Origin of the sequence: Streptomyces sp. NPDC018833 (assembly GCF_044390825.1) — a bacterium.
Taxonomy (GTDB): domain Bacteria; phylum Actinomycetota; class Actinomycetes; order Streptomycetales; family Streptomycetaceae; genus Streptomyces.
In genome coordinates this window covers 610,774-627,004 of sequence record NZ_JBIRZM010000001.1, presented here as the reverse complement: position 1 = coordinate 627,004, position 16,231 = coordinate 610,774, and the positions used below count along the sequence as shown (strand labels likewise).

The 16,231-nt window shown below is 69.6% G+C and carries 21 protein-coding genes and 1 riboswitch; of the genes, 7 read left to right on the top strand and 14 right to left on the bottom strand.

Annotation, left to right across the window (positions count from 1 at the left end):
- Positions 1–499 precede the first annotated feature (499 nt).
- Positions 500–1,573, top strand: a complete 1,074-nt coding sequence (locus ACH5AF_RS02890) for a medium chain dehydrogenase/reductase family protein (protein ID WP_398899550.1) — start codon at positions 500–502, stop codon at positions 1,571–1,573.
- Between the two features lie 20 nt (positions 1,574–1,593).
- On the top strand, positions 1,594–3,465 hold the full coding sequence (locus tag ACH5AF_RS02885) for a glycoside hydrolase family 15 protein (RefSeq protein WP_398899549.1): 1,872 nt from the start codon (positions 1,594–1,596) through the stop codon (positions 3,463–3,465).
- 1,089 nt (positions 3,466–4,554) lie between these two features.
- Here the strand turns inward: ACH5AF_RS02885 and tgmB are convergent.
- The 4 genes from tgmB to ACH5AF_RS02865 all read right to left on the bottom strand — a co-directional run bounded on the left by tgmB (position 4,555) and on the right by ACH5AF_RS02865 (position 6,798).
- Positions 4,555–5,487 (bottom strand): ATP-grasp ribosomal peptide maturase, encoded by a 933-nt coding sequence (tgmB, locus tag ACH5AF_RS02880; RefSeq protein ID WP_398899782.1) that lies wholly within the window; start codon positions 5,485–5,487, stop codon positions 4,555–4,557.
- A gap of 7 nt (positions 5,488–5,494) precedes the next feature.
- Positions 5,495–5,686: a putative ATP-grasp-modified RiPP gene (tgmA, locus tag ACH5AF_RS02875; protein ID WP_398899781.1), complete on the bottom strand. Its 192-nt coding sequence runs from the start codon at positions 5,684–5,686 to the stop codon at positions 5,495–5,497.
- Between the two features lie 337 nt (positions 5,687–6,023).
- Entirely contained in the window at positions 6,024–6,329 is a 306-nt protein-coding gene (locus ACH5AF_RS02870; protein WP_398899548.1) for a M23 family metallopeptidase, read from the bottom strand.
- A 61-nt stretch (positions 6,330–6,390) separates the two neighbouring features.
- Positions 6,391–6,798: a hypothetical protein gene (locus ACH5AF_RS02865; protein WP_398899547.1), complete on the bottom strand. Its 408-nt coding sequence runs from the start codon at positions 6,796–6,798 to the stop codon at positions 6,391–6,393.
- Between the two features lie 3 nt (positions 6,799–6,801).
- Positions 6,802–6,959: riboswitch (cyclic di-AMP (ydaO/yuaA leader) on the bottom strand.
- Between the two features lie 203 nt (positions 6,960–7,162).
- Between ACH5AF_RS02865 and ACH5AF_RS02860 the strand changes: the two genes are divergently transcribed.
- Genes ACH5AF_RS02860 through ACH5AF_RS02845 form a run of 4 tightly spaced genes read left to right on the top strand, consistent with a single transcriptional unit; the run spans position 7,163 to position 8,923 of the window.
- Positions 7,163–7,408 (top strand): hypothetical protein, encoded by a 246-nt coding sequence (locus tag ACH5AF_RS02860; protein WP_398899797.1) that lies wholly within the window; start codon positions 7,163–7,165, stop codon positions 7,406–7,408.
- A 1-nt stretch (position 7,409) separates the two neighbouring features.
- Complete coding sequence (locus tag ACH5AF_RS02855) at positions 7,410–7,817, top strand: hypothetical protein (RefSeq protein ID WP_398899546.1); 408 nt, start codon at positions 7,410–7,412, stop codon at positions 7,815–7,817.
- Positions 7,818–7,877: 60 nt separating this feature from the next.
- Positions 7,878–8,588 carry a hypothetical protein gene (locus ACH5AF_RS02850; RefSeq protein ID WP_398899545.1) on the top strand — a complete coding sequence of 237 codons (711 nt, stop codon included), beginning with the start codon at positions 7,878–7,880 and terminating at the stop codon, positions 8,586–8,588.
- Positions 8,585–8,923 carry a tyrosine-type recombinase/integrase gene (locus tag ACH5AF_RS02845; RefSeq protein ID WP_398899544.1) on the top strand — a complete coding sequence of 113 codons (339 nt, stop codon included), beginning with the start codon at positions 8,585–8,587 and terminating at the stop codon, positions 8,921–8,923. The genes ACH5AF_RS02850 and ACH5AF_RS02845 overlap by 4 nt, the downstream gene beginning before the upstream one ends.
- 671 nt (positions 8,924–9,594) lie before the next feature.
- On the opposite strand, the gene ACH5AF_RS02840 is transcribed toward ACH5AF_RS02845, so the two are convergent.
- From ACH5AF_RS02840 to ACH5AF_RS02815, 6 genes are all read right to left on the bottom strand, one after another.
- Positions 9,595–9,936, bottom strand: coding sequence for a DUF397 domain-containing protein (locus ACH5AF_RS02840; protein ID WP_398899543.1), 342 nt, complete (start codon positions 9,934–9,936; stop codon positions 9,595–9,597).
- A 104-nt stretch (positions 9,937–10,040) separates the two neighbouring features.
- A complete protein-coding gene (locus ACH5AF_RS02835; protein WP_398899542.1) occupies positions 10,041–10,307 on the bottom strand; it encodes a hypothetical protein in 267 nt (88 codons plus the stop codon).
- The gene (locus tag ACH5AF_RS02830; protein ID WP_398899541.1) at positions 10,307–10,537 is read right to left on the bottom strand and encodes a hypothetical protein; all 231 of its coding nucleotides are present in this window, start codon (positions 10,535–10,537) and stop codon (positions 10,307–10,309) included. The genes ACH5AF_RS02835 and ACH5AF_RS02830 overlap by 1 nt, the downstream gene beginning before the upstream one ends.
- A 101-nt stretch (positions 10,538–10,638) precedes the next feature.
- Positions 10,639–11,871 (bottom strand): helix-turn-helix domain-containing protein, encoded by a 1,233-nt coding sequence (locus ACH5AF_RS02825; protein WP_398899540.1) that lies wholly within the window; start codon positions 11,869–11,871, stop codon positions 10,639–10,641.
- 124 nt (positions 11,872–11,995) lie between these two features.
- Positions 11,996–12,181: a hypothetical protein gene (locus ACH5AF_RS02820; RefSeq protein WP_398899539.1), complete on the bottom strand. Its 186-nt coding sequence runs from the start codon at positions 12,179–12,181 to the stop codon at positions 11,996–11,998.
- Positions 12,150–13,745 carry a hypothetical protein gene (locus tag ACH5AF_RS02815; protein ID WP_398899538.1) on the bottom strand — a complete coding sequence of 532 codons (1,596 nt, stop codon included), beginning with the start codon at positions 13,743–13,745 and terminating at the stop codon, positions 12,150–12,152. The genes ACH5AF_RS02820 and ACH5AF_RS02815 overlap by 32 nt, the downstream gene beginning before the upstream one ends.
- Positions 13,746–14,050: 305 nt before the next feature.
- Between ACH5AF_RS02815 and ACH5AF_RS02810 the strand changes: the two genes are divergently transcribed.
- Positions 14,051–14,386, top strand: coding sequence for a hypothetical protein (locus ACH5AF_RS02810; protein ID WP_398899537.1), 336 nt, complete (start codon positions 14,051–14,053; stop codon positions 14,384–14,386).
- Between the two features lie 29 nt (positions 14,387–14,415).
- On the opposite strand, the gene ACH5AF_RS02805 is transcribed toward ACH5AF_RS02810, so the two are convergent.
- The 4 genes from ACH5AF_RS02805 to ACH5AF_RS02790 are packed head-to-tail and all read right to left on the bottom strand — an operon-like array spanning position 14,416 to position 16,210.
- Positions 14,416–14,709: a hypothetical protein gene (locus tag ACH5AF_RS02805; protein ID WP_398899536.1), complete on the bottom strand. Its 294-nt coding sequence runs from the start codon at positions 14,707–14,709 to the stop codon at positions 14,416–14,418.
- Positions 14,710–14,721: 12 nt separating this feature from the next.
- The gene (locus ACH5AF_RS02800; protein ID WP_398899535.1) at positions 14,722–14,934 is read right to left on the bottom strand and encodes a holin; all 213 of its coding nucleotides are present in this window, start codon (positions 14,932–14,934) and stop codon (positions 14,722–14,724) included.
- Positions 14,935–14,951: 17 nt separating this feature from the next.
- Positions 14,952–15,887, bottom strand: a complete 936-nt coding sequence (locus ACH5AF_RS02795; RefSeq protein ID WP_398899534.1) for an N-acetylmuramoyl-L-alanine amidase — start codon at positions 15,885–15,887, stop codon at positions 14,952–14,954.
- Positions 15,887–16,210, bottom strand: a complete 324-nt coding sequence (locus ACH5AF_RS02790; protein ID WP_398899533.1) for a hypothetical protein — start codon at positions 16,208–16,210, stop codon at positions 15,887–15,889. The genes ACH5AF_RS02795 and ACH5AF_RS02790 overlap by 1 nt, the downstream gene beginning before the upstream one ends.
- Between the last annotated feature and the right edge of the window lie 21 nt (positions 16,211–16,231).

Here is a 16,231-nt window from a genome sequence, read left to right as displayed (position 1 = left end):
GCGGGCATCCGCTGACGACGACACGCTTCAGGGGCCGGCCGAGTTGCCTCGCGGCAGCGTGAGCAGCCCGGCCGGCTCATGCCCAGGCCCAGGCCGTCGCATCGCCCCCCGTCGGCATCAGCGACACGGCGGCCGGCCACTATCCTTGCGTCCCAACTGCGTCCCAACTGCGTCCCGACACCGCCCCGGACGGCCGGGGACACCGGGCTGTCGGGCGCGATCGCGCCAGCTCGGAGGTGGATCTCGAACCCGTCCGCAGCGGATTTCCTTTCCAATGGGCAGAGGCCCCGCCCTGGCATTCGGGGTGCCACCCAGTCGAGAACCGGGCCGTGCACCGCTACCTGCACTGGCGCAACGCTGGCGACATGACGATCGTGCGCCGGGTCGCCCGGTTTCCAGGAGGCGAGCCAAGAACGTGGTCACGACCATTTCAGGGGCCTGATCCGCAAGCCGGATATCGCGGAATGCCGGAATGGTGCGGTCCGCATAGGCTGAGGTCATGAAGCGCGTCGTCGTCGACCACTTCGGTGACCCCGATGCCTTGAGGGTGGTGGAGGAGGACGTTCCCCGCCCGGGGCCGGGCGAAGTGCGCGTCAGGGTGCTGGCCGCGGGCGTCTCGTTCACCGATGCCCAGCTGCGCGCCGGCACATACCTGGGCGTGCCGAAGCCGCCGTTCACGCCCGGCTATGAACTCGTCGGCGTCGTCGAGGAGCTCGGTCCGGGCTGCTCAAGGCTGCGAGAGGGAGACCACGTCGCCGCGCTCACGGTGTGGGGCGCGTACTCGGAGCGGGTCTGCCTGCTGGAGGCGGACGCGGTCGACGTGCCCGAGGACCTCGACCCGGCGCAGGTCGTGAGCCTGGTCCTCACGTACGTGACCGCCTATCAGGTGCTTCACCGCATGGCGAGGGTGAGGCGCGGAGAGACCGTGCTGGTGCACGGCGCGGCCGGCAGGGTGGGCACAGCTGCCCTGGAACTCGGAGTACTGGCCGGCCTGCGCCTGTACGGAACCGCCTCCGCGCGCGACCGTGCCGCGGTCGAGCGGCACGGCGCCGTCGCGATCGACTACCGCAACGAAGACTTCCTGGCCCGGGTGCGCGAGCTCCCCGGAAAGGGCGTGGACGTCGTACTCGACGGGCTCGGGGGCGCGCTGTCGCTCCGGTCCTTCCGCGCGCTGCGCCCCGGCGGAAGGCTCGTCGTCTTTGGCCACTACGCCATGCTCGCGCGCGGGCGCAGCAGCTGGCGAGGGTGGCTGGAGTGGTACGGGGCGACAGCGGCCGTCGCGCTGTGGGGCCTGCTCTCGCCGAGTCGGCGGGTGTTCGCCTACCGCATCCAGAAGCTGCGCGACCGCCGCCAGCTGCTTCCCGTGGGCAACCGGCCGCCGGCGTTTCCCGTCGGTGGGGGTCCCCGCTACCCGAAGTGGTTCCGGGAGGACTTCCGCACGCTCCTGGACTTGCTCCGGCGGGGCGAGATCCACCCGGTCGTCGCCGAGCGCCTGCCGCTGTCCGACGCCCGTCATGCCCACGAGCTGCTCGAGCAGTCGGCAGCGAAGGGAAAGCTCGTGCTGGTGCCGTAGGCCGAGGAGGCCGCTTGCCCATGGCGCTCGATGGACGTGCTGATCAGTCAGAGCGTGTCGTGGCCGCCGGAGTTCGGCGGGCACCGCGGGCGCGTTACCTGCCCATCGCCGAGCACGGGCTGATCGGCGACCTGCACACCGTCGCGCTCGTCGGCACCGATGGGACGATCGACTGGTACTGCTGTCCGCACTTCGACTCGCCAAGCGTGTTCGCGGGGCTCCTCGACGCCGACCACGGCGGCATGTTCGGGATCTCTCCCGACTGCGAGGGCTGGAGCTCCAAGCAGCTGTACCTCCCCGACACCGCCATCCTCATCACGCGCTTCCTGATGCCCGGGGGGGTAGGGGAGGTACAGGACTTCATGCCCCCGCCACGTACCGGCGAGGCGGTCCACCGGCACCGTATGATCCGCCGGGTGCTCGCCGTGCGCGGGCAGATGCGCTTCGCCGTCGACGTCGCCCCGCGCTTCGACTACGCACGTGCCCGCCACGACGTCGAGCTCACCCCGTACGGCGCGCTCTTCCGCTCTCCCGAGCTGGCGCTCAGCCTCTCGACGCGCTCCCCGCTCGAGATCGTCGACGGCGGCGACGTCCGCGCTCGCATCACCGTCCGGGCCGGGGAGACCGCCACCTTCGTGCTCGACCGCGCTGGGACCGGCGAGATGCCGGTGCCGTACTCCGAAGCCGACATCGCCGCCGAGTTCGACGCCACCGTGGCGTTCTGGCGGCGCTGGCTGCGCCACTCGCGCTACAGCGGGCGCTGGCGCGAGACAGTGCATCGGTCGGCGCTCACGCTCAAGCTGCTCACGTACGCGCCCACCGGCGCGATCGTGGCCGCCCCCACCACCAGCCTGCCGGAGGCGGTGGGCGGCGCACGCAACTGGGACTACCGCTACACGTGGCTCCGCGACTCCGCCTTCTCGCTCTACGCGCTGCTCAGGCTTGGGTTCACCGAGGAAGCCACCGCGTTCATGCAGTGGCTGGAGGGACGCTTCCGCTACACGACCGACCGCGACTCGGGCCCCCTGCAGATCATGTACGGCATCGACGGGCGCGAGGACCTGCCCGAGGAGGAGCTCCCACACCTGGAGGGGTACATGGGCTCGGGGCCGGTGCGTATCGGCAACCGGGCGGCGACGCAACTGCAGCTCGACATCTACGGCGAGCTGATGGACTCCCTCTACCTCTGCAACAAGTACGGGCGCCCCCTCTACCACGACGGCTGGACGCAGCTCACTCACAACCTCGAGTGGCTGATGACCCACTGGGACCAGCCCGACGAGGGGATCTGGGAAATGCGTGCCGGCCGCCGGGACTACACGTTCTCCCGGTTGATGAGCTGGGTCGCGATCGAGCGCGCGATCCGGGTCGCACGCCAGCGCGGCCTGCCCGCCGACCTCCCCCGCTGGATGGCGGTCCGGGACAGCATCTACGACCAGATCATGGAACGCGGCTGGAACCCCAGCCGCCAGGCGTTCGTCCAGCACTATGGCACCGACGTGCTCGACGCCTCGCTGTTGCTCATGCCCCTGTGCAAGTTCATCGCACCCACCGACCCGCGCTGGATCTCGACGCTCGACGCCATCACCGCGGAACTGGTCTCCGACAGCCTCGTCTACCGCTACAACGTGGGCGATTCACCCGACGGGCTCTCCGGCGGAGAAGCGACCTTCTCGATGTGCTCCTTCTGGTGGGTGGAGGCGCTCGCCCGGGCCGGGCGGCTCGACGAGGCGCGGCTGGCCTTCGAGAAGATGCTCACCTACGCCAACCACGTCGGACTGTACTCCGAGGAGATCGGGCCGACGGGCGAGCAGCTCGGCAACTTCCCCCAGGCCTTCACGCACCTGGCGCTGATCAGCGCCGCCTACAACCTGGACCGTCAACTGGGGTGAACGCTCTTCACCGCCAGTGGTGAGCCCAGCCTGCTCGGCCAGGACGCACCCTACGACGTCCACGCCCGCCTCCACCCGGTCATCGCCGAGCAGACGAAGATCTGGCGCACGTGGGATCCGCGACTGCGAGCCGCCTGCGGCATCCCTCGATCAGAAACCACAGACACCGCGCGACGCCCGCCCAGTGCTGCGGCACGGCAGAGCCATCACACGGCTCGAGGACGCCCTGGCACCACTGGCCGAATCGCCCCCGGACATCGACCGCAGGCGACTCGCAGTCGCTGTTCGCTCCGGCTGCGGAATCGAGGCTTGGGCCTGTCCCCCACTGGTGGCGGCCGAAACCGATGCTGCAGCGCACCATCACGGCTGACTGGTCTGATCGGCAGGGGCGGCCGGAGCACCGCGGTCTGCCGCCACCGACGCCTTCCGCTGTCCCCCACTGGCCAGCGTCGACAGGATGGGCCCGAGTCAGCCACTTCCGATTCCCTGCGTCCCATCAGCGTCCCGACTACCGCCCTGGCCCGCCGATCAGCTCGTCCGCTCCAGCCCGCGAGAGCAACCGAACGATGAATAACCGCAGGTCAACGAAGTAACCAAGTGCGGATCAGCGCATCGCCGTTGAACTCACGAGCAGCGGATTCAGTCCGTTGGCCCAAAGTCCTGAATCCGCGCCTCTGATGAGACGTATCCACAGGTCACAGGCCTGAGCAGTGGGGCGGGTGGGACTCGAACCCACGGCCGACGGATCATGAGTCCTTTAAGGATCTTGACGGCCCTTGCCGATCCGCGCTCATCCATGACGTCTTAGCGGGTCAGACTGGGTGAGTCAGGTTGGTGCTTCTCGACCCTTGCTCGTCTGTTCCTGTCCTTGCGTCCCGAACGCGACCCGAACACAACTGGATGGACGGGGACGCGGTGCTGCGCTGGGGCTGCCGCACGCCGCACTGGCGGAGTTGTACGCAGTGGACCGCTCCACCGTCTCCGGCGCGATCCGCGAGGTCCGCCCGTTGCTGAACACTTGCGGCTTCGTCGTCCTCGACCGGTCCGGGATACACCTGCGTACGCTGGAGGACCTGCTCGAGGACCAGCTCACACCGCAGTACTCAAAGCCAGCCAGGCTGCGACGGCTTCGGCGATGGGCTGGCCGGTCTCCAGTTGGACGAAGCCGAACTGCCCGCCCTGATTGCACTCCAGGAACCACCAAGTGCCGTCACCGTCCTCAGCGAAGTCGAAGGCGCCGTAGGCGAGCTGGGCGAGGGACATGTAGGCGCGGACCGCCTGCGCGATGCGGGTGGGTACCTTGACCGGAGCCCAGGCACCGCCGTTGTCGGTGAAACGCCAGTCCACCTGGTCGGGGTCGGACGCCCTCCGCGCAGCGAACAGCTCGTCCCCCACACAGGTCAGCCGGATGTCCGCACACTTGGGCACGCGCTGCTGCAGGAGCGTGGGGCCGGCGGTCACTCCGTCGAAGTCGGCGTCCGGCTCGACGGGGGTGGTGGGTAGTGCCAGCGGCGGGTCGCTGGGATGCGCTCCCGAAACCGGCTTCACGACGAGGTCCGGGTACTGGGCGGCGAACTCGCGTGCAATCTGCGGAAAGCTGGTGATCAGCGTGGGGGGTACCGCGAAGCCGCTGCGGTGGGCGACGCGTAGCTGCCATGGTTTCCAGCGGGCTTGCGCGGCGGCGACCGGGTGGTTCATCCAGCGCACGCCAGCGCAGTTCAGCGTTCCGTACAGGGCCTGTTCGGCCTCGGCTGTGAGCCATGCGGACTGATGGGCGGCATGCGCTGCCGGACGGCCGGGCCTGCGTACCCATATCGAACGCAGTCCGCTCATGCTCACCACACGACCACCGGCCGACAGGTGTCCGTCGAAGTCGCCCCGCACGTATTCGGCCGACAGGGCAGCCTGGCCCGGGAGGTCGGCAGGGTCCAGGCGTACGACCGGGACTCCCACATTATCCAGGGCGGACACCACCATGTCCGCGGTCACGTCCTCGGCGCAGGTCAGTACGAGCACGGTCATGGGGCCGTCAGTCATCGAAGTGCGTTTGGGAACCGGCGGTGGACGTGGTGGTGCCGCACGCCAGCAGCAGGTCGCGGTCGCTGATGGCCGGGCGCCCATCGGGCAGGACGTTCAATTGACGTGTGGGGTCATAGGCGTAAGGGACCACGGCCGGCGGGCGCACGGCGGGACGGGCGTAGTTCAAGGCGAACGGTCTCATCATGTCTCCTCTTGCGTGCCGGGTGGGGCGGCAGGCTCCGAACGTGCTCATCGGGCAGGGTCGTTGAATAGGTTGTGGCATGCGGTCATGCGTCGTCCCGGTCGGGAGACGGCGGTCGGATCATCGACAACGATCGGGTGTGGCGGCGGGCAGCCGCCCATAGCGTCCATCCGACCGACGACAGCCGCTGGTATCCGGGTTCGCCGAGTGGGCAGCGAGTACGTCTTCGCCAAGCACGCCGCCGGGGGAGGTACTGCAGGCCACCGGCTGCTGTGGGGTCTACGGCTGAGGTCGCACCGCACTGACCCTGCGGCGAACCGTCGACCAGGGTGACGTGTCAGGTCTCCACGCCGTGGTCCCGCAGCCAGTCCAGCGGGTCGACGGCGGACCGTATTACGGGGTGGTGGGCCTCTCGACGTGCAGGTGGGGCCCACTGACAGTGCCGGTGGCACCGGAGAGTGCGACGCGCACGCCCCTTCTCCACGGTGGCGCCCGATGACCCATCGATACGGGACAGGTGCGCGTACTGCGTGTACTCGCCGTCGTCGTGCTTGACGACGACCTCGTAGCAGAACCCGTCGTCCCAGCCCGTCGAGGCCACGGTGCCGCCGGTGGCTGCCCTTGCGGTGGCGCCGACCAGCACGGCGAAGTCCCGGCCGGTGTGCCGCTGGACCGGAGGTCGCCACTGTCTGCGAAGCCGGCGGTCAGGGTGCCCCCGTCGACCGGGGTACGGCGGTCGGGGCCGTCTCCTCCGTGTTCGAGCCGTACGATGCCCCGATCGCCGTCGTGGTGCCGGTATCGGTGTCGGTGGGGCGGTCCATCGTCAGCTTCAGTGCGATCGACAGCAGGTCCGGGTCGTCGCCTATGACGGACTTGTTGTCCGCATAGAGCTGTTGCCAGCCGCCCTCGGCCCCCTGTTCCTCCGCGATGGCGGACAGAGAGTCGCCGGAGGCGACGGTACAGGTGTCGCCGTCACCGTCCAGAGCATTGGCGGTGCCGGCTCCGATGACCGGCGGCCCGACGGCCGCCGCGACCGCAGAGGCACGGCTGACGAGCTGCCGGGTGGTGGTCTGGGGGCGTGGGGCGCGGTGTCGTCCGACTGCAGATATCAAGGTTGCTCCGTACTCCGAACGCCTGCGAGGTGAGCTGTCGGGTTCGGGCTGGAGAAACGCCCGGCCGTGGTTCTCACGGCTTCACCCCAAGCCGGCCGGGTACGCGTTGTCCCGTACGGCGCAGATGGGTCCCCCGCTCCTGCCTGCGGTGTGGTGATGTGCTGCCGCGCGCCGGGGGCAGGATTCGGCGGACCGACCACGCGGTGTTCGACTGATCCGAACACCGAGCACGTTAGGGGGACCTCGTGTTCGAGCACAAGGTCTCCATAAGCGGACTCGCATCAACTGTCTTTTCTTACAAGAGAGTTCGTGATACGTAGGCCCGGTACCCCCGGTAAGGGGGGATGCGTGCACACGTTTGCGTGTGAGCCATCCAGTCTGCTATGCCCTTGTCGACCCGCGCCGACATCGCGTTCGGCGGGCCGCCATCGGCTGCGTCGAGCACGACGCCCCGGTTCTTTCGGGCACGCTGCGCGACAACCTGCTGCTCGGCAACACCAATGCCGATGACAACGCGCTGCGCGAGGAGCACGGCACTCCATCCGCGGCCAAACAGCGGCGGCACGACCGGGCCGCGACACGGCCGGGCTCATCCTGGGCGAGGCGATGACATGACAGCCGTAGTCGCGGATCCCCTTGTCCCAACCGGGGTATGGCCGAGCACGCGACGCCTGCGCGCGGCGCTGCGCGCCAACGCCGTGTTCTCGCTGGTGTGCGGCACGGTGCTGCTGGCCGCCGGCTGGCGCGTGGCCGAGCCGTGGGGCCTCGGGCCGGTCGGCGTGCCGCCCGCGGTGGGTGCTGGGGTAGCCGGGTTCGGGGCACTGGTGGCGTGGGTGGCGGTTCAGCCCACCGGGCCGTTGGTGCGGTGGGCCGCCCTGATCGTGGCCTCGGACATCGCCTGGGTCTCAGGCAGCACGGTGCTGATGGTGTGGCATCCGCTGCCATGGCCGGGGGCGGTCGCGGCCACGGTGGTAGCCGCCGCTGTCGCGGCCCTGGTGGCCGCGCAGATCGCCGGCTAGTAGCGGTGAGCCGCGACGACCCGCTGGGCGACGTGGAGGTGGTGGAAGCTTCCCGGATCGTTGCCACCCTCACCGGAGCGGGTGTGGCCGCTGCTGACCGATCATGACCTGGAGGATCGCCGGATCACGCGTCGGGCCTACCTGGACGCGAACGCTGCGTTGCGCGAGGGCCGCAAGGGCAAGCGGAAGATCACCAGCGCCGCGACGATGCACCGCATCAACGCCACCCTCAGCTCGTTCCTGGGCAGCGGCATCAAGCGGGGTGAGTACTCGACCAACTGGGCTGCGATGGTCGAGCTGCCGGCGGTCAAGCGGCCCAAGGCGCTGGTCTGGACAGCAGAGCGGGTCGAAGAGTGGAAGCGCACGGACCAGAAGCCAAGTCCGGTCATGGTCTGGACGCCGGAGCAGACCGGCCAGTTCCTCGACTTCGTCCACGACAACCGGCTCTGCGCCATGTGGCACGCCTTCATCTTCCGTGGCCCGCGCCGCGGCGAGATGTGCGCCCTGCCCTGGCCGGAGGTCAGCCTGACCGGCTCCTGGTTCCGCATCTCCGCGCAGATCGTTGAGATCGCCTACCGCCAGTACGACGAAGCCCCGAAGCAGGAGAGCGTGCGCACCGTCACGCTCGACTCCCGGACCCGCGAGCTGTGGCGTGAGTGGCGGATCCGCCAGGAGCAGGAGCGCGAGCAGTGGTCCGGTGAAAGGCGTGGGTCGAGACCAACCGGGTGTGGACCCACGAGAACGGCGAGCCCCTTCACCCCGACTGGATGAGCCGATGCTTCAAGCGGCTCGTCGAGCTGTCCGGGCTCCCCCCGATCCGCCTGCACGACACGCGGCACCTGTCGGCGACGCTGGCGCTGCTGGGGAAGGCGGACATCAAGGTCGTCCAAGAGCGGCTGGGGCACAGCTCCCGCCAGATCACCTCGGACACCTACACAAGCGTCCTGCCTCAGCTCCTGACCGCCGAGGCGGAGTCGACGAGCGCAGTCGTGCCGCGCCCCAGGAAAGCTCGCCCAGCGCGGGAGGCGCCCCAGTCCAGGGCCCAGGAGAGGGGCCCGGAGGCCGACGACGATGGTCCAGACGAAGGAATTTGTCGCGCCGCGTGACCTGCGTCCTCAATTTGTCCTCATGATCATGAAACCATGACCGGGACGGGCCGCCAAGACCCTGCTGCACTCCGGCGGACCAGCAAACATGCTGGTCAGAATGTTCCTTCACCACAAACCCGTGGTGGGGCGGGTGGGACTCGAACCCACGGCCGACGGATTATGAGTCCCAAGGTATCTAACCAAGGTGCTCCGGCTCACTCCGGATCCCCCGAAAACCCCTGGATGTGTGGGCCTCTCACTCCCGCTCACTCCGGCAATTCTGGGTCGCTCCGGGACCTCCGCTCACGCACCGCTCACGCAATCGTGTAGATCCGATGCGGGCTGACCTGGGCTTACATCCATTGTCCCGTACCTGCGTGCGCGAGGGAAGGGGTACTCACTGGTGAGTACCCCTGGCGGCGAGCAGCAGGATCGGGACACGAAGAAGCCCCGGCCGGCTGCGACGGGGGACGCAGGCCGGCCGGGGCGGCCACGGGGCTTACGCGCTGCTCGGTGAGCGACGGATGAGCCGGCCCTTGGGGGTCACCGCGTCGCAGTCCTCACACACGATGCTGACGACGTAGTCGTAGACCAGGGCGAAGGTGTTCCGGCCCCCGCAGCGACACGGGGTGCGCGAATACCGCTGTTCAGCCCACGCGAACACGCGGTTGACTTGAGCGGCATCCACGTCAGGCGGCCACGACGACGCTGGCCTGCTCCATCTCTTCGTCGGTGGCCATGAGGTCGTCGAACTCGCCGGCCTTCACGCCCTCGAAGAACTTCCGGATCTCCGCGCGGGTGAACAGGAGAACGGGGCTGGAGGGGTCCTTGTCGTCGGAGAGGGCGACCATGCGGGTGCCGTCCGGGACGTGCGGGTGCGGGTGGCCCTTTGCGTCCGGCGCCGCGGCCAGGATCACGCAGTCCTTGAGGATCGGGTCCAGGTCCGTCCGGCTGGACTTGCGCCAGTCCAGGCCGGGTGCGTTCGTGTTCTCGTAGGTCTTGACGGCAAGCCCGTTGCTGATGGTGCCCATCGTGGTGTGTCCTTTCATTGGGACGTGACTGTCCTTGCAACCGCCCCGGCTGCGGTCCTTCCAGGGAATTCGGCCGGGGCGGAGTCAGTGGCAGCTGGCGCAGGTCACGGCGTCACCTCGGTGTAGGGGTTGCCGGGGGTGGGGGTGACGCGCCAGAAGCTGGTCTGTGTCGCGCGGAAGCTGCGATGTCCGGGGCGCTGGCCGGTGTGCTTGATCGCCCATGTCTCGGCGGGCAGTCGACGGCCCTCGGTGGCGCCGGAGGAGTCGCCGCACGTGGTGCACTCCACCTCGTGCAGCGGCTTCTCGGGTGCGCCTTCCTCGGTGTCGAGTCCGAGGGTCCAGTCGGCGGCGCGGATGATGGCGCGCGCCATCACAGAGCCTTAGCGGCGTGCTGCTGTGCGGTGAGGCTGGATCGGCTCAACAGGTAGGAGAGGCGGGCGTACAGCTGCTCCGCTTCGCGGCTGGAGAGGACGAGGTCGACTGGGCCCTGGGGGCGGTCGAGGCTGTAGATGTCCAGCGGTACGCGGATCTCTCCGGTCGCGGCGTCTCCGGTGGGCTCGGTGCCCTTGCGTGGTGAGGCGTGCCAGTTGTTGCCCAACATGGGAATCCCCCTGCGGTGAGCGGCCGTTGACGGACCGTCACCGTAGGGGGCATACCGGCGAGTAACGGGGACGGATTGTCCCCCTGTCCCAATCTGTCCCTCTACCCGACCTCGCGCAGACCGACCTTCTCGGCCAGCCGGGCAGCCTGCGGGCGCAGTGCACGCGGTGCGCCCTGCCACAGGTCCGTCACCGCAGTGAGCGCGGACGGGGTGAACTGCACGGTCTCGGCGCCGATGTCGTGGGCCATCTGCATCACGTGCAGCGCGGCGGTGTGGTCGCCGCGCTGGAGGTGGCCGCGGGCGACCTCCACCCACAGGCGGGCCCGGCGCTCGACGGAGGGCATGGCGTCGGGGTCGAGGTCGTCGGCGATCGACAGCGCCCGGCCGGACGTGCGCAGGTCGACGGCGACCGAGACCTCGTGGAAGTCGACGTTCGCCCGGCCGAAGACCGTGGACGGGTGGACGTAGCTTGCGGGCAGGGACTTCGCCACCTGGTCGCCCGCGCCCCAGTACCGCCACGCATCGCCCGAGCGTCCGTCCCGCGCTGCCGTTACCGCGGCGTGCAGCTGGAGTGCGCCGTAGATGCCGCGCCAGTCGTCGGGCGCTTCGTCGAGGTGGGGGCGGATGAGGTCGGCGGCCTCCGTGACGACGCGCAGGGCCTCTTCCGGGTACGAGGTCTCGCGCAGGATGTTGCCCATGTTCCACGCGGCGGCTGCTATGGCGGCGGGCTGGTCGGCGTCCTGCGCTGCGGTGAGGGCCCGGTCGGCGACGACCCACGCCAGTTCGCCGGGCGCGATGTAGGCGGTGGCCTGGCCGGTGAGGCGGTAGACGTCGGAGACGGCGACGAGCGCGGCGCGGCGCTGCTGACCGTCGAGGGTGCGGGCGGCTGCCTCGGCGTCGCGGATCAGCGCGGGGAGCAGCCGCAGCACCTCCGTGCGGTTCTGGCCCGATGAGTGCCACAGCGTCCATGTCTGATCGATCCGACCCTGGAGCCCGGCGACGTCGACGGGCGTGGCCGGCGGAGTGATGCTGAGACGGCGGTTCATGACGGCGTCCCAGATCGCGGGCATGCCCGGGTGGTGGAGTCGGCCCTGCTGAACAGGCTGAGCAACGCTGGCGGCACCGGTGATGACGGAGGCGTCCGAGAGCTGCAGCGCCCCGGCGAGGCGCAGGATCAGCGCGTTGGACCGGAGCGGGCGTTCGCCGGATTCGATCTTCTTCAGCCAGTCGGGGCCGCGGCCGCACATGGCGGCGAGCATCTCGCGGGACATGCCCCGTGATTCTCGAAGGAGGCGGATGCGCTGGCCGGTGGTGAGGTCGTCGGGGAAGTCCACTGTGGTGCCCCTTCTTCTGCTGTCTCGTCCGGCCAGGGTACGGCCGGCCGTCAACGCCTGGGAATGACGAAAGCGCCCCCTGCCTGGTCCCGAAGGATCAGACAGGGGGCGCAGTGGTGCGTGGTCAGCGTGCTGGCACGATGCTGATCTGTGCAGGAGTGACGTCGAGGCGCATGCCGTGCTTGGCGAGGACCTGTTCAATCTCGTCGGCGCACGCCTGCATGCGTTCTTGCTCACGCTCGGCGATGAGGCGGTAGGCCTCGGCGAGCGGATCCGGCTCAGGCTGCGGCGATGACGGTGACGGTTCCACTGCTGCCCCTCCACTTGAGTGAGCCGGCTTCGACGTACAGCACGCCGCCGCCGGCCGGGTTGGTGGTCGGGGCGGTGCTGGCGTTGGCGATGTAGATAACGCCGACGCCGGAGCCATAGGACTTGGTCGAGGCAAGGAGGCTGATGTTCGGGGCGGTGGCCCGGTCCTCGACGAGCAGCCCTGTCAGGCCTTGGGCGGCGTTCCTCACGTGGAGGTCGTTCGTGGAGTCGTTCCGCAGGCCGATCGCCCACCGTGAGGTACTTGCCGTGGCGAGGTCGATCGTTGCGAACTGGGCGGTGGTTCCCCTGTTGATGCGCATCGTGGCCGTTGCCGTGCCTGGGCCGATGTCCAGCGTCGCGCCGGGCGAGGTGACGCCTCCGATGCCGACCTGGCCGTTGCTGCGCTTGATGAACAGCGCGGGGCCCACGGCTGTGCCGGTGTCGTCGCGGCGCACGATCTGGAAATCTGATCCCGCGCTGGCGCCGGTCTCGCCGGTGTTGTCGGTGCGGATCGTCCAGCGGCGGAAGCTGTCCTTGCCGCCGACGTTCGTGCCGTCTGTAGTGCCGAACTGGAGGTCGCGGTTCGTCGCGGCCGAGCCTTCGACGGACAGCGGCACGCCGCCTGCGATGAGTTTGGCGACGGCCCGGACGTACACGTCAGAGGAGGAGATACCGAAGCCGTTCGCCACGTTGTACGTCGCGAACGGGATCTCCAGCGCCGTCTGCAACGCACCCGTCGTGTCCGGCACCTCGATCGAGATGTGGTTGTGCCAGGACGCGCCGTCGTTCGACTTGCCGTGCGCGCCGATCCACGCCACCGAGCGGGGCCCGCTGCCGGTGTAGTTCTCCCGCCACGCGATCATCCCTTTGGCGTCGTCGCGCTCCAGGTCGATGCGGAGCGGCTCTCCGAAGTGGTTCGGGTACGTCGCTCGTTGGTGACTGTTCAGCTGGAGTCGCCGAGTCGAGTCGGTCGTGTTCGAGCCGCCGTCGAAAGTCGATGCGAGAACCAGGCTGCCGGTCAGGGTGCCACCCGAGGCCGGGAGGGCCCCGATATCTGCCGGGGCGAGCACATCCGTGCCGCCCGTAGCATGGCTCGCCTTGTGGGCGGTTGGGGTACGGGCGTTCGTCGTGGTGGGATCGGTGGACCGGAGAGCGATGTCCGCGCCTGCCCCTGCGGCGCCGAGTGGCGGCTGCGGACCCTCTACGGGGGTGTACTGGGTGGCTGCGGGGTCGGCGGCGACGATCGCGGTGATGTCCAGCGGCGTGCCCGCGCCGAGGGGCAGGGCGAACACCCGGACGCGGTGTGTGTAACCGCTGATGCGTTCCTCGATGCGCCAGTAGCGGCCCGTGGCCGGTTCGACGTCGGCGGCGTCGGTCGTCACGAGGGCCTGGGAGAACGCCCCGTCGACGAGGGTGACGGTTTTGCTACCGACGAGGACCTGCTCCCCGTCGGTGTCGGTCCATGTGCGGGGGATGGGGGCGAAGGTCACCGTGCCGGTTGCCGCGGCACCGGTGACCGGGTTGGTGTAGGTCCCGGTGACAGCCCGGGTGGGTGGCAACGGCACGGTGGCCTCCTATGGCGTCACGGGTACTGCCGGCGGTTCGGGTCGAGCGCGAGGGGTGATGGCGCAGGGGGATCGTCCGGTGGCGGGGCGCTGTCCCGCCGGCAGACGAGTGCGTCGGGGTCGCCCTTCGCGGGCTGCAGGCTGTACCCGTCGGGGCAAGTCTGCCCGTCCTTGCCGTCCGCCCCGTCCGCCCCGTCGGCTCCGTCTTCGCCTGGAGGTCCCTGAGGTCCTGACGGGCCGGCTGGTCCTGCGGGTCCGGGTTCGCCTTGCGGTCCGGGCGGGCCCGCTTCACCGACGCTGCCGTCTTGTCCCGGAGCCCCGGTCTCGCCGACGCCGTCCGCACCAGGGGTGCCGGTCTTCCCGGTCGGACCCGGAGGCCCGGAGGGTCCGGTCGGCCCGCGCTCGCCGGGGACACCCTGTATGCCAGGCGGTCCGGAGGGACCGACCGTTCCCTCGCCGGGTTCGCCTCGACTCCCGGGCGGGCCGGCGACAGGCTTCTCGCCCAGCTGCTGCACCTGCGCGGCCAGCGCATCCCGGGCGGCGTTCGCCTCGCGCAGGTCGGCCGCAAGGTCCTGCACGGTGAACATCGCCGCGGCGGCGAGCAGCGCTCCAAGGACGGCCAGCAGGTCGCCTTGCCATGACCAGCGGCGCAGACGGGAGGAGAGGCGGGTCATGCGGCTGCTCCCTTCACGAGCGTGCCCAGGTATGGCAGCAGCACAGCCAGGACTGTGATCACTGTGCCGATGACCCAGCGGCGGGTACCGGTGATCCGGTCGGCGTCCTTCTCGCGCTGTGTCTCCAGCGTTGAGACCCGCTCGCTGAGTGCGGTCTTCTCGATGGTGTACACGTCCATCGGCACGACTCTGTCGAGGCGGGCGTTGAGCTGCCCGAGGTCCTCGCGCATGTCGGTGCGCAGGGATTCGATGAGCCGCCCGAGTTCGCCGTTCGTCGGCTCATCAGACACGGGTGGCTCCGATCAGGCGCGCGGGGTGTGCTTGGCGTACCAGCCGCCGACGAACGTGATCGCGGCCGGGATCAGGCCGAGGGCGAACGGCTCCAGCGGGTCCGGCAGTGGGGCGACCAGGCCCGCGTCTCCCTGGATTGCGGTCAGGATGGCGAGGAGGCCTGCGCTGCCGAGGTATGCGCCTGCGCTGGCGTAGGTGACCTTCTTCTCTACGGGTGAAGCCATGACGGGGTCCTTCCTGGTCAGTTGGTGAGGGCGTCGCCGAGTTCGGCGAGTGCTGCTCGTGCGCCGGCCTCGGCGGCGGCCTGGATTTCTGCGGCGTCGAGTCCGCCGCCTTGGGCGAGGGCGGTGACCGTGGTGGTGAGCGCGGCGACTTGAGCGACGAGTGCGCGGGCCGAGCCGTAGGTGCCCTGCTGCATGGCGTAGACGTCGGGGATATGGCCCTTCCCCGCCGCGACGCTGGCCGCGTCCTGCGTCTTGTTGCGGTAGCCGTTCACGCGCAGCGCGATCCGGTCCAGGTCCTCATCGCTCAGGGGCATGTCGTCCTCCTCGGACGGAATTGGTGTGGGGGCGGATCCGGCGGGGCGGCCGAGGCGGTCTTTGATGAGGCCGCGTATCCAGTCCATGCCGAAGCCGCGGGGGTCGACCTTCCCGGGCTGCCACTCGAGGTGCCCGATCACGCTGCGGTGGGACCAGCCGTGTGCGCGGCAGATCGCGGCCGCAGCCTTCTCGATCGCCGCCAGCTGCACGGCGGGCCACGGGTCTTTGCCGTCGCCGAGGTTGATGCACTCGAAGCCGTAGAAGTGACGGTTGCCGTCGGTGTTCGCCTCGTCGTCGGCCGGGAGCGGGCTCGTCTCGTCGACCACGGCCCGGAGAACGTCGTCGTCACCGAGCCCGGCATGATTGGCCCGGCCGTTGCCCACGAGGTAGACGGTGCCGTCCTTGGCGATGACGCCGTGGCACAGCGGTCCGGGCAGGCTGGAGTGGCCGTTGTAGCAGAGCTCCACCGACGATGCCGTCCCGGACGTGACGGTGTGGTGGATCATCACCCCGTTCACCGGACCCCACGGGCCGATGTGGTTGCGGTTGTGGGTGCGCCACGATCGGTGCTCGACGACGCGCAGACCCTCGCCCCGCAGTGCCCTCACCAGCTGGTCGGCGGACAAGGGTGTGGCCATCAGACACGCTCCGGCCAGGACCAGGTGCCAGGGCCGGTGCCCTCCCGACGGGAGGTGGCCCAGTAGGTGTCGTTGCCGTCGAGGAAGACCTGCAGCTGGACGCTGGCCTCGTCGCCTTGCCAGACGCGGACGACCATCGCGGGGAACACGTCGCCTGCCGAGGCGTGGTTGCCGACGTGGGCCACGTAGCGTGGGCGGATCTCCGGATTCTCGGAGGCTCGGGCAGAGGTGGCCTCGGCCCTGCGGCGGTTGACGGCATCCGCGTCCTGCAGGCTGAGCGTGTAGTGGACGATGCGGCCCACTGTCGGTACGGGTCCGGGCATGGATGCCTCCAGATACGAAGA